Here is a 12,940-nt window from a genome sequence, read left to right on the forward strand (position 1 = left end):
GACTCAACCCCCGACATGAACGCCAGGTCGCCTCTGGGGATTCTTTTCAGCCCGACGGAGTACTTCACGGGTAACTACAGCAATATCACCCTCTCCAAACAAGATAAAACGCAGTAAATATTGTATGGGGTTGCCCTCAACCCAGCCAAAGTAGGCATGGGGAATCTTACCTGTTTGGTCACGAATATACAGCAGTAAAGCCGCGATCGCATTAGGGACTGCTGCACTCTCAGCCCGCAAGATGCGATAATCACCAACTTGCACCCCTTTTACTTTGATGATATCCGCAAATTCTGAAGCATCTGATACCTGAATTTCTAGAAAAAGGATTGGATCGTTGGGCGGAATATGGTTATCCTCGCGTACCTCTTTCTCTTTCATAAAATACTCTAGGACATCACCCGTATTCAATCGATTTGCAATCAGTCGTATTGCTCCTTGGCTCTCTTCAGCAAGGAATTGGGCAGCAAGTTCGTCAACTTCGATCCGCTCTGCTCGCAGTTCTGTTGAACGCCAAACGCGAGAAACCAACGAGGTAAAAATGATCACACCGATGAAAAACCCAGCAATCCTAATCCCTTCTGGTCTTTCGATAATATTGACAATAGTGGTGTATAAAAATAACAGTGTGATAATTCCAAAAACGAGTCTTGCCCGCTTTTCTCGGTGACGGTGGGCTGATAAGGTAACGGCAAAGGCGGCTGAGGTGATTAACACAAGCACACCAGTTGCATAAGCCCCACCTTGCGCTTCCACATTTGCTCTAAAGATAATTGTGACAACAAATGCGATCGCTGTGTAGACTAACACTAAAGGTCGCGTTGCTCGTGCCCAATTGGGTGCCATACCATAGCGTGGTAGGTAGCGAGGCACAATATTCAGCAGCCCTGCCATTGCAGATGCACCTGCAAACCACAAAATGGAAATAGTACTTAGATCGTAAATTGTGCCAAAGCCATTGCCTAAATATTGATGTGCCAGATAAGCAAGGGCCCGTCCATTGGCTTTGCCCCCAGATGCAAATTCTGCGGCTGGAATCAGTAAAGTGGTTATAAAGCTGGTGGTCAGCAAAAAGAAGCTCATAATCAGAGCAGCAGTTGTGAGGAGCTTGCGTGTATTCCGAATCCGCCCTCTGGGATGGTGTGGGGTGTCGTTGCTGCTACCTCTGACTAAGGGCATAACGGTTACACCAGTCTCAAAACCTGACAATCCCAGTGCTAATTTGGGGAATATGAAGAGAGCAATGCCGATTAGTATCAAAGGATTGGAATGGCGGGTAAAAAGTGCAGTCTGCCAGTTAGCGATCGCTCCAGGGTGAGTTACGATCTCATACAGACCGACGCTAACGACAATAAAGTTTAACAGCAGATAAACTCCCACCAAAACGACTGCAATACCAATCGCTTCCCGGAAACCTCTTAAGAAAACTGCGCCTAGTAATGCAACTAATATCAGGGTGATTGCGATCGTTTGATTGTGAAGCCAATTTGGAGCCAGTGGATTTTCGATGATATGAGCTGTGGCATCAGCAGCTGACAAGGTAATGGTAATAATAAAGTCAGTTGCCACAAAGCCGAGTAAGCACAGTACAAGTAATTTGCCTTGCCACCAAGGCAGCAAACGCTCTAACATTGCGATCGACCCTTCACCATGAGGGCTTTCGGCAGCAATGCGCCGATAGATTGGCAATGCTCCAAAGAGCGTCAGCAAAACCAGAATCAGGGTAGCTAGAGGAGAAAGAGCGCCAGCCGCCAATGCTGCAATCCCAGGTTGATAGCCAAGAGTCGAGAAATAATCTACACCAGTCAAGCACATCACCTGCCACCAAGAATGCTGGCGATGTGGTTCTTCCTTGCGGTAAGGCCCTTCCTTCTCTCGTCTATCTTCTTCAAGCAACCAGTCGATTAACTGGCTGCTGAACCGTTTTCTTGAAACAATTGATTTAGCCATCAAATACGGTTGTGTTACAATCGGCTTTGTGATTTTTTTGAGCTACAAAGATATAACATTATTATTGTAGGTTAAGCTTACTGTCCGATTTGCAAAATTTCCAGCCAGTTATGTCTACACCTACGCTTCTCACTATCTTCTACACCTACACTTAACGAGGCAGAATATCATCTAAACTTTTTTTACTTCTTCTTTGTGAATCGATATATTTTCATATAAGGCCAATCAGCCTGATCTTCCAAGTTATATAAATAACTCATTTCTTTTTTGAAAACATCTTTGAGTTCCCAATCAAATTCACGATTAACTATCAAAAAAACTGTATCTGCATTTTTGGTCAAAATACTAACTTTTTCTGCCATATTTTTTCCTTTCACAGTTTTTGTAAGATATGTAGTTGATGAATCTCCATAATAACGGAGTAATTTAGGCTGTCCATATAACAATACAGATTTTGCGGATTCATTTCTATTTTCTAGAAGGTAGCGAACAGCCGAACGGTAGTCATCTTTTGCATAAGCTGGATTTAAATAGTATTGAAAATTTGAATAAACATTCATACTTAACAAAGTAACTGTAGCTAACTTTGTTAATTTAGGAGCTAGAGTAAATTTATTTTTATGCTGGTAATTGTGTAGAAAAGCTGATGGTATCAGAATTACAAGTGGTATACATAGATAAAAAGAGTGCCGTGGTAGCCAATTAATTTTGGTTGCCAGGGCAAACAGAAAGCTTAGTAAAAATGATGTGAACAAAACTGATGTGAAAAAGTAATCAGCCCGTTGATATCTTTTTCTCTTACTGGGTATTAATAAGCTTTTTACTAAAGCTATAAAAATCACAGTACTGACAATAATAAATATTAGTAAAACAGGCCAGTAACTAAGTAAAACATTTATCTTTTCATCATCGCGTAATTTATCCATTGGTGGCCCATAGGATGTACCGACTAATATACCGTAGATCACAAACATAATGTTTTGAAGTATAGGTAATCCAGTCCGAGTAACCTCAGTAGCCGTTGGATCAGATACAGCCGATGAAGATAAATAGAACCAAATCATTGGGGAGGAAAAAACTACTGGAGCTATCCACCATTTAGCTAATTCTTTTAAGTTTCTATAAACAATAGCATGAGACAAAAAAATAGATGAGCTAAAGATTATTGACAAAATACTGCCACAACTTCCTATGGCAGTAAAGATAGCAAAAAGCAATTGTGAAATAATTTTATTACTCTTATTTACACTCATTGCATAACTAAAAAAATATATTTGAAGTGATGCTATAAATATTAATAATGCATAAGGTCTGGCATCTTGGCTGTAAAATACGTTGAAAGAACTAACTGCTAGGAGCATGGATGACCATAAGGCATGTTTTTTTCCATAAACACGTAGGCTAGTAAAGAATACGGCAATTACTGAGCCGACTCCCAACAAAGCTGAGAGGGAGCGAATAGCAAATTCACTATCTCCAAAAGCCGAACGCCAATAGAACAAGACCAAATAATAAAGCGGTTGGTATTTGTCACCAGCTTCTCGATTTACAATTGCGGAGAGATTCTCTTGAAAGGTTGTACGATCAGATAAAGCTAGACTCCAGCCTTCATCAAACCAAAGACTTTGATTTTGCAACAAATAGAAACGCAAAAATATGCTAATGATAATAATAATAAAAACAATAAAATAGTATTTTGACTGTTTCACGCAAACCTCCAAAGCACTGCTACACAAAATATGCAAATTTCTAAACACGAAAAACCCACTCTATTGTCGAGTGATAGATTGTGATTTTGTCTCTATGCTGGGATGGGACTAATGTTTCTATGCAAGACTTTATCATAACTAAGGAGTATTTTGTTGGGTAGAAGATCAAGTCACTACAGTAAAATTTTAAAATCTTTAGCAGATGAGTAGGTTGATTAAGTATGAGTGAAGCTACTGAAACGATTTTCAGCAAAATCATTCGTCGGGAAATTCCCGCTGATATTGTTTATGAGGATAATTTGGCCCTGGCATTCAAAGATGTTCACCCCCAAGCGCCCGTTCACATCCTTGTCATTCCCAAAAAACCCATTCCCACACTAGCTGATGCTGACTCTCAAGATCACGCTTTGTTGGGACATCTTTTGTTAACCGCCAAACGTGTTGCAGAAGTTGCTGGACTGAAAAGTGGTTATCGAGTTGTTATCAACACTGGTGATGATGGTGGTCAGACGGTCTACCATTTACATTTGCATATTTTGGGAGGGCGGCAGTTAGACTGGCCCCCTGGTTGATAAAACCGGATGAATTGTGTCTATAGACGCGATTCATCACTAAAAAAATCACTGTATATAATAAATGAATATTTATTTGACGCTCCCACTGCTTGAAGCCGTGGGATTGTTATTTCTACCAGCCAAGCCATTCTAGAGAGATGGAAGCACCCAAAAAATGTCATCATAGTTAAAGTGAAAACATCCTGGAGATAAGACAACGGTTTACGCACGTCCTTTAGCACGGTTAATTGAGCAATTGCAACGCCTACCGGGAGTTGGCCCTAAATCTGCCCAACGACTGGCTTTGCATATTTTGAAGCGACCAGAAGCAGAGGTAGAAGCTTTGGCACAGGCGTTGATTGAGGCAAAAAAACAGATAGGCTTGTGTTCTGTTTGCTTTCACTTATCTGCTGAACCTGTTTGTGAAATCTGCCGCAATGCCAACCGTGACAACAACACTATCTGTGTCGTAGCAGATCCTCGTGATGTGATTGCGCTGGAAAAAACCCGCGAGTACAAAGGTAAATATCACGTTTTAGGTGGGGTGATTTCTCCAATTGATGGAATTGGGCCAGAACAATTGACTATTCTGGCTTTGCAGCGGCGGGTGAGTCAGCAAAAACCTCAAGAAGTAATTCTCGCAATTAGTCCGAGTGTAGAAGGGGAGACAACAACACTGTATATCGGTCAGCTACTGAAACCATTTACCAAGGTGACGCGGATCGCCTTTGGTTTGCCTGTAGGTGGTGATTTAGAGTACGCCGACGAAGTGACCCTAGCAAGGGCATTAGAAGGACGACGGGAGTTAGATTAGGTTCAACAAACGCATTACGAATTATAAATTACAAATTATTTTGACAAGTTTCAAACGATTAATTCGGCTTACCCGTAATCATGAATGCTGCCCAGTAGTAAGGATGATTATAAAGATTTTTATCTGATGCCATTTTGCTATTTCTATATAGTTGTGTTGCTAAATAAGTTTGAATTCTGACTTCCTCAGGATGCAGATTATTCAAAACATCTTCATACCATTTTGTCAGTTCTCCAGCAGTTAGTTCTTTTAGCCATCGTGTTGCTTCAGCTAAGGCAGTAACTGCTGATTTGTTGGGCTGTAATCGTCGGTAGAATTCTATCATGACCAAGGCACTAGCTGAAGATTCTACACTCCAAAGAGTACTTACTACATGAGGAACACCTTGACTCACAAAACCACTGACTAAACTCACATATTCACTGCTAATAGTGTGGTTGCTAGTATTTAAATTGTCACAGGCAGACAGAGTAATAAGGTTGTAACTTGCTAGATTGTGTTGACAGATTTCATCTAAAGTAAGTTTATCTTCACCTGCTAATGCTAATTCTGACTTTTTAGGTTCAGTTAAATTATTAGTAACACGACCCGTAAAATGAAAGATATTGTAATTATCAAATAAGGCATTTTCGACAATATTTTTTGTAGCTTCTGAACCCTGAATTCGTTGGATGTTATTGAACATCTGGCTAACAACTTCCGACTCAAGTTTGGCAAATTTCAGTGCGGGGGAAGCTGTATTATCAGGATGTTCAACACTGAGCAATAACTGATTTTGCCACTGCCAAATATCTTCAGTTTTTATTGATAAACCTACTTGGGCGCTAGGTAGATAAGTGAAGGTGAAATTTGACTCTACATTCGGCAACTCTTCCGGTGATGGCGAAGAAAGATGGAAAAGGGTATGAATGGGCAATCTGTACAAATCACGGTGAGGAATTAAAACCAGTTGGGTGATGCCTTCGAGTTCCTGTGCAATTGTGGAAATATTCAGAATTTCATACAACTGTGAGAGCTTTTGTTCCATATCAACTCGCCAAGAATGCTGGCTTTTACTTTCCTTGTCTTGGGCGCTGCTGCGATATTCTTGGTATTGTTGATGCCAATCTTCTAGCCAACCTTCAAATTCAATTAGGCGTTGCACTGCTTCAGGTAGGGGCAATTCATTTAGACGGATAGCGTCTTCTCCTAAAGGTATTACCCCAGTATCTTGCATGGGTGTAAAGAGGAGGATGGGCGATGGCGCTTGGTCTTTGAGAATGAAAGTATGTAGGGCAACTGGACTAATATGCCAGTAAATAATTGCTGTTGTGGGATTGAATAGTTGTTGAATTGCTCCATAGTAAGGTGAGTAAATATTATCATTCCAGCCATAAAGCAGCCAGTTTAAACAAGCATTTTTACCTTGTTCGGCAATTTCCCACGCTTCGACCAAATCACCAGACTCTACGGCTAAATCAACTGCCAATTGATCAAAGCCTGCAAATTTTAAAGCTAGCTGTTTTTTACTTTCGTCTGAGCGAGTTTCTTCACTCAATAATTGTCGCAATAATTCTGTACCGCGTTGCAGCAATTCTTGAACTTGTGTTGTTTGTCCCAAGCCCATCAGCACTTTGCTTAGAGATTGTAAAACCTCTAGGTGCAACTGGGGAAAATATTCTAGTGTAAGGGTTAACAGTGCCTGATGGTACTCAGATGCGGCTTTACGCCAATAATCGCGGGTATTGGTATGTTTTTTGCCTTGCTCGTAGTAAGTATTAGCGATCGCAAAATGCAATCTACCCCAACCTTCTGGGTGGGTATCTGTCCGCAGATGTTTTAACCCTTCCTCGTAGCTGGCTAATTTACCCTCGTAGCCGCCCTGTTGTAAGGCGGGATTTGTCGCTGTGATACTACTCGACAAATTCAGCAATGCGTCAGAGTTGACTAAATTACCGATCGCAGTTCCCCGACCAATCCAAGCTTCCCAATAATCTTGTTTAATTTGCAAAGCGTTGTCATAACAAGCGATCGCTTCGGCAAATTGTTCTAAATAAAACAGTGCTACTGCCTGATTATACCAAGCTAGGTGGAAGTCTGGTTTGATGGCGATCGCTTGGCGATAGGAGGCGATCGCTTCTTGTCTACGTCCCAAGTTATCTAATGCTATACCTCGGTTGTACCAAGCTAAGTAGAAGTCGGCTTGAACTGACAGGGCTTTGTCCCAGGAGGCGATCGCTTCTGACCACTTTCCTAAATTAAATAGCACTACACCCCGGTCTATCCAAACTTCATGATATTCTGAGTCAATTTCTAGCGCCTTGTCGTAAGATATAATCGCCTCTGCAAATTGTTCGCCGACAGCTAGGGCTATGCCTCGGTGATACCAGTTTTCCTGGTCTTCTGGTTCCAAGTGTAGCGCTTGGTCATAACTAGCAATAGCTTCTGGTAGCCAACCTAATTTCAGCAGCGCTAAACCCTTGCTAGACCAAGCTTCTTGGTAGTCTGGCTTAATTTCTATGGCTTTGTCAAAAGAAGCGATCGCTTCTTCAAAGTATCCTAATTCTCCGAGAGTTCCACCCCGGTTGTACCAAGCTTTGTAGAAGTCGGGTTTCAGTTGTGTGGCTGTTTCGTAAGATGCGATCGCTTCATCAAAACGTTCTAAATGGAACAGCGTCAAGCCTCGGTTAAACCAATATTCTGAGAATTCTGGTTGAAGTTCAATGGCTTGGTCATAAGATGCGATCGCGCCTAACAAATCACCTGTTTTAGCTTGCTGAAGACCTTGGTAAAACCAACCTTGAGCATGGGTAATCGGATGATCACTATGTCGCTCAATAATACCGGGGGAATTAATACTTTGAACTGCCAAGTTAGAAGCAAGTTGCTGGACTAAATTGGTACTTTGATCCAACCTCACCCACAATTCATCTAGGGTATTAGCTACATTTGGCTCTAAATTCGTCAGAGTGTTATCCCAGATTTCCACTGAGGGAGACGTTGCTAATTCAGTCCTTTGTCTAGTGAAAAGGAGATTTGTTGGTGTTGTAATTTGAACAACTTCTTCTTCATCCTCGAACCTCAGTTGGGTTAACAAGGTGATTGAATCTTCCGCAGCGGGGAGAGGGACATTTTCTGATATTGTGGCTTGGGTCTCTTCCCGTTCATACTCTAATACCAGTTCCTCTAAGTTATCGGGCAATCTTTCCTCCAAAGAGGCATTTTGAGGTGCTGACATTATTGGCTCAACATCTGGCACATCATATTCCCATAACTGCTCACCCAAATTGCGGATTAGCTCTTGTCCAGGGGAACTTGGGAGAATTTCTTCATCGGTTATAGTTTCTACGACATCTGGCTCATCATACTCCCATAACTGCTCACCCAAATTGCGGATCAGTTCTTGTCCAGGAGTAGTTTCTCCAACATCTGGCTCATCATACTCCCATAACTGTTCGCCCAAATCACGGATCAGTTCTTGCCCAGGAGTAGGTGTAGTTTCGATTACATCTTGCGCCTGATTCTCCTCATGCTCTATCTGTGTAGGTGAGTTTTGCATCAGTCGGATACCAATGTCATAAGCAACGTCTCCAATTCTGCCAACACCAAGTTCCCCCAATTGCACCATCTGTGTTGCTAAAAGAGAATTTGGTGTAGGTGAAGCTAGCAAGCTTTCACCAAACATCACTAACCAGTCTATCCAGCGTTCAGCCGGAATCCGATTTTCGAGCCGTTGCAGATACCTCAATGCCCACTGTCGTCCTCGTGCTTGATGCACGCCTTCTAACAATTGGATAAACAATTGTTCCAGATCCGCATTGGTTAGTTCTGGTAGTACCTCTACCAGGTTGTGTCCTCTCGCACCCTTGAGAGAACTAGTCTGCTGACTTGCAATGAGGCGCTTTAAAAACCTTTTAAGCGACTGCGATATCCGCCTGAGCATCTGCCACACTCTTGGATTTTGTTTTTCTAGATTGTAGCCATCGTTGTGTTAAAAAAATCATCAATTACGTAAAAACCCATTAGATTCGGACAGCGCTTCCGTAGCAGGTTAGCAAAAAATATACAAATCTTCAAGAGCATAGCATTACAACGTTACAATTTCCAGATTCGACTCTGGAATTTTGACTTTGCCAATTTTAGATTTAAGATTCTTTTGGTTCATAACAGACTAACGTCCTGCTACGTTAACACCTTTTGTGGGTAACGCAAATCCAAAATCTGTTGACTCTACGCAGCAGTTAATTTTCTGTTTGCTCTGTAGTCGATTGACCAGCAGGATATAATTGACTAATCAATGCCTGGACAAGCACTTGTGGATCATCTGTTTCAACGGCAAGCTGTTGAGCAATCTGCTGGCGTAAGCTTTCATCTTCCTGCAACATCACAAACAACTCTTCTAGAGTGACAGTTTGGTATTCTCCCTCCGGGGGGTTCTCTGGTGCATCTGCTGACTCTGATACTAGGGTAGTTGGCTCAGAGGGCAAATTTGTACTAACAGCATCTGGCCCTTCATATTCCCAAATTGGTTCGCCTTGATTGCGTGTTAACAACTGCATCCCGATACTATAGGCAACATCTGCAATTTCCCCGATGCCCAACTCACCCAGTTGCACTAACCGCGCAGCCATTTCATTATTAGGTGTAGGTGATGCAAGCAATTTGTCGCCAAAGCGCCCTAACCACTCAACCCAGCGTTCAGTGGAGATGCGATGTTCAATATTATGCAACCACTTCCGTGCCCACTCTTCTCCTCGTGCTTGATGTACTCCTTGCAACAGTTCGTTGAAAAGAAATTCCAGATCCGTATCGCTTAGGGGTGGGGCTGGTTCTTTTTTCACATTTCCTCTTGATTTTGAGGTAGTCTGTTTTCCACCAAACAAGCTCTGAAAAAGCTTTTTGAGCCATTGAAATAGCCGCTTGAGCATCTGCTGCACCATCGAGTTTTGCTTATCCTAAAATTGTAGCGATCGCACTGGACGATGACGCTAGTTCATTCAATAAAATGTATAGTTATTTGTCATTAGTCATTTGTCATTTGTCAAGAGTTCTTCTCACCTGCTCCCACTCCTTTATTAGAACAAATGTACTAAATGATATGCTATAATTCCGATACATTGATGTTGAAATCATAGTAGAGGATAAGCTCTGGTTTCTTGCTTTCCTGAGTGCCAAAATTTACGGCATGAGTTGAGTGCAAGGGCTATGGCAACATCGATAAACAAAGCAGGTACGAGAGTTTAAAATAGTTGAATCCTAAACTCGACTCGGTGCTACTAATTCACGTTGAAAGGCATTGAAGTCTATTTTTCCATGTCTTACGAACCCCTGCACCACAAATATCGCCCCAAGAGTTTTGCTGAACTGGTGGGTCAAGAGGCGATCGCCACCACCCTCACGAACGCGATCGGCACATCCAAAATCGCCCCCGCCTATTTATTCACTGGGCCAAGAGGTACGGGGAAAACTTCTAGTGCCCGGATTCTGGCTAAATCCCTTAATTGTCTCAAAAGTGACAAGCCCACCGCTGCACCCTGCGGCGTGTGTGACGTTTGTCAGGGGATCACCAAGGGCTACGCCTTAGACGTAATTGAAATCGACGCCGCTAGCAACACTGGTGTTGATAATATCCGTGAGTTGATTGAAAAAGCCCAGTTTGCTCCTGTGCAGTGCCGCTACAAGGTTTATGTAATCGATGAGTGCTTAACTGGAGATTCTCTGGTTTTGACTGATGAGGGACTTCAAAGAATTGATGATCCCAAAATTAAAGACAAGAAGGTTCTGAGTTACAACGACTCATTAGGTAAGTGGGAATTCAAGAAAGTTGTCAGGTGGTTAGATCAAGGAGAACGGCAAACCCTGGTTATCAAGACAACTAACCGAGAAATTAGATGTACGGGTAATCATTTAATTGGGACAAACCAGGGATGGCTACCAGCAAAGGACGTAAAAGAAGGAGTGAAGATACTATCCCCTGTGAATGTGGATGCGGCATCCTCATTTACAAATTTGGTATCGATGGACGCACCCGGAGATTTGCTAGCGGACACCAGTTTACAAGCAAAACATACCACTACATCCAGATGGGCGCAAGCACCAGTAGAAAATGGCTGGCAGACCTTAAACAATATTCCATCCCCTCGATGGATTACAAGTTTGGAGACAGTCGAATCTGTTCACCTCGCTGGGGTTGAGCGAGTTTATGACATTGAAGTAGCAGATAATCATAATTTTGTGGCAAATGGACTTTTGGTACACAATTGCCACATGCTCAGTACTCAGGCATTCAACGCGCTACTTAAGACCCTAGAAGAACCACCGAGACACGTAGTTTTTGTATTAGCGACAACAGACCCGCAACGGGTATTACCAACAATTATTTCGCGCTGTCAAAGGTTTGATTTTAGACGCATTCAGTTAGAAGCGATGGTTAAGCATTTAAGTGCGATCGCATCTTTTGAGAACATTCATATTTCACTTGATGCTGTCACCCTGGTAGCCCAACTTTCTCAGGGAGGGTTGCGAGATGCCGAAAGTTTACTTGACCAATTGGGTTTATTAGCGGGTGAAGTGACACCGGATAGAGTTTGGGATTTGGTTGGGACAGTGAGTGAACAGGACTTACTGGGGCTTCTAAATGCGATCGCTCAAGATAAACCCGAAGCAGTTCTCGACTGTACCCACAAAATTCTAGATCGTGGTCGAGAACCCCTAACTCTTCTGCAAAATCTCGCCGCCTTCTACCGCGATTTACTCATTGCTAAAACCGCACCCAATCGCCACGATTTGGTTGCTTGTACTCAGCAAACCTGGACAGCGCTGGTTGAGTTTGCTCAATACTTTGATATAAGCATGATTTTGGCAGGACAGCAACACCTGCGAACATCGGAAGTGCAAATTAAAAACAGCACCCAGCCGCGTTTGTGGCTGGAGGTAACATTACTAGGGTTGTTACCCAGTGCGACGAATATTCAGCCACAAGCGCCAAGTGTTGTGCCGCGAGTTAACACACCTGTTGTATCTCCAAACTATCCTCCAGCAGTTGCCCAAAATCATACAGTCTCTTCTTTACCTGTAGCTGAACCGCAAAAAAATCATAATTCTGCAAACCATCATCTAGCGGCTACCCACAATCAGCCCGTCGTTTCATCTCCCCCTGTTGAACGGCAAACAAATCACAATTCTGCTGCTAACTCAGTTTCACCACCAACCCCAGAACCTGTAGCTGTTCCTGTGTCACCTGTGAACGTTGAACCAGTAACTTCAGAAGTGGTTGGGGAAGCAGAATATGACTTAACTCAGGTTTGGCAACAAGTGCTTGCTAACCTCCAGCCAAAATCAAGGCAAGAAATGCTGCGTCAAATGAGCCAACTTATCGAGTTCGACGGTGTTGTGGCTCGAATTGCTATCAAACAGGCATGGTATGACAAAGGGAAATCTTATCTACCGATGATTACGGCAGCTTTCCAGCAGACTTTCCAGCGTGAAATCCAGATAAATATAGAAAAAGGAATTTCTTCAAACTCTACCTCAGCTAAAAAAAATCCTCCGCCAAAAGACTCTACTCGCGTTCAGCAACCACCCACACCCAGTTACAACCAGCAAATTTCGCCTCCAGCGCCAGTAACACAACCAATTAATTCACCACCAGCACCACAAAAAACCGAGTTGGCAGGAAGAAATGGAAATGGGGTAAATGGAAATGGTGTAAATGGAAACGGGATGCAAACTGTGCCTCCACCCCCAAAACAAACACCCGCAACTGATTGGGAACCTGACGAAGTAGCGATCGCAGCTCAACGTCTAGCAGAATTTTTCAATGGACAAATTATCCGTTTTGCAGATGATTTCCCAGAATTCTCAGATTCCATAACTACACCAGAATGGGTAGAAGAATCAGAAATTGATGATGAATAAAAAAATGCAAAATTATT

7 protein-coding genes are annotated in these 12,940 nt (G+C 42.7%); 3 read left to right on the top strand and 4 right to left on the bottom strand.

From position 1 onward, the window contains the following. Positions 1 to 3: 3 nt before the first annotated feature. Together ACEYW6_RS23955 and ACEYW6_RS23960 are read right to left on the bottom strand one after the other, a co-directional pair. Complete coding sequence (locus ACEYW6_RS23955; RefSeq protein ID WP_412981723.1) at positions 4 to 1,950, bottom strand: amino acid transporter; 1,947 nt, start codon at positions 1,948 to 1,950, stop codon at positions 4 to 6. Between the two features lie 182 nt (positions 1,951 to 2,132). Beyond that, positions 2,133 to 3,659 (bottom strand): glycosyltransferase family 39 protein, encoded by a 1,527-nt coding sequence (locus ACEYW6_RS23960; RefSeq protein WP_412981724.1) that lies wholly within the window; start codon positions 3,657 to 3,659, stop codon positions 2,133 to 2,135. Between the two features lie 221 nt (positions 3,660 to 3,880). Here ACEYW6_RS23960 and ACEYW6_RS23965 point away from each other — a divergent pair, with 221 nt between their 5' ends. Together ACEYW6_RS23965 and recR are read left to right on the top strand one after the other, a co-directional pair. Beyond that, positions 3,881 to 4,231, top strand: coding sequence for a histidine triad nucleotide-binding protein (locus tag ACEYW6_RS23965; RefSeq protein ID WP_412981725.1), 351 nt, complete (start codon positions 3,881 to 3,883; stop codon positions 4,229 to 4,231). A 238-nt stretch (positions 4,232 to 4,469) separates the two neighbouring features. Then, positions 4,470 to 5,027, top strand: coding sequence for a recombination mediator RecR (gene recR, locus ACEYW6_RS23970; RefSeq protein WP_199344772.1), 558 nt, complete (start codon positions 4,470 to 4,472; stop codon positions 5,025 to 5,027). A gap of 58 nt (positions 5,028 to 5,085) precedes the next feature. Here recR and ACEYW6_RS23975 read toward each other — a convergent pair whose 3' ends face one another. Beyond that, a complete protein-coding gene (locus ACEYW6_RS23975; RefSeq protein ID WP_412981726.1) occupies positions 5,086 to 8,949 on the bottom strand; it encodes a tetratricopeptide repeat protein in 3,864 nt (1,287 codons plus the stop codon). Positions 8,950 to 9,247: 298 nt separating this feature from the next. Then, positions 9,248 to 9,934 (bottom strand): hypothetical protein, encoded by a 687-nt coding sequence (locus ACEYW6_RS23980; protein WP_412981755.1) that lies wholly within the window; start codon positions 9,932 to 9,934, stop codon positions 9,248 to 9,250. Between the two features lie 385 nt (positions 9,935 to 10,319). Between ACEYW6_RS23980 and dnaX the strand changes: the two genes are divergently transcribed. Next, complete coding sequence (gene dnaX, locus ACEYW6_RS23985) at positions 10,320 to 12,923, top strand: DNA polymerase III subunit gamma/tau (RefSeq protein WP_412981727.1); 2,604 nt, start codon at positions 10,320 to 10,322, stop codon at positions 12,921 to 12,923. Positions 12,924 to 12,940: the final 17 nt, after the last annotated feature.

It is taken from the genome of Nostoc sp. UIC 10607, from assembly GCF_047228265.1.
GTDB lineage: Bacteria > Cyanobacteriota > Cyanobacteriia > Cyanobacteriales > Nostocaceae > Nostoc > Nostoc foliaceum_A.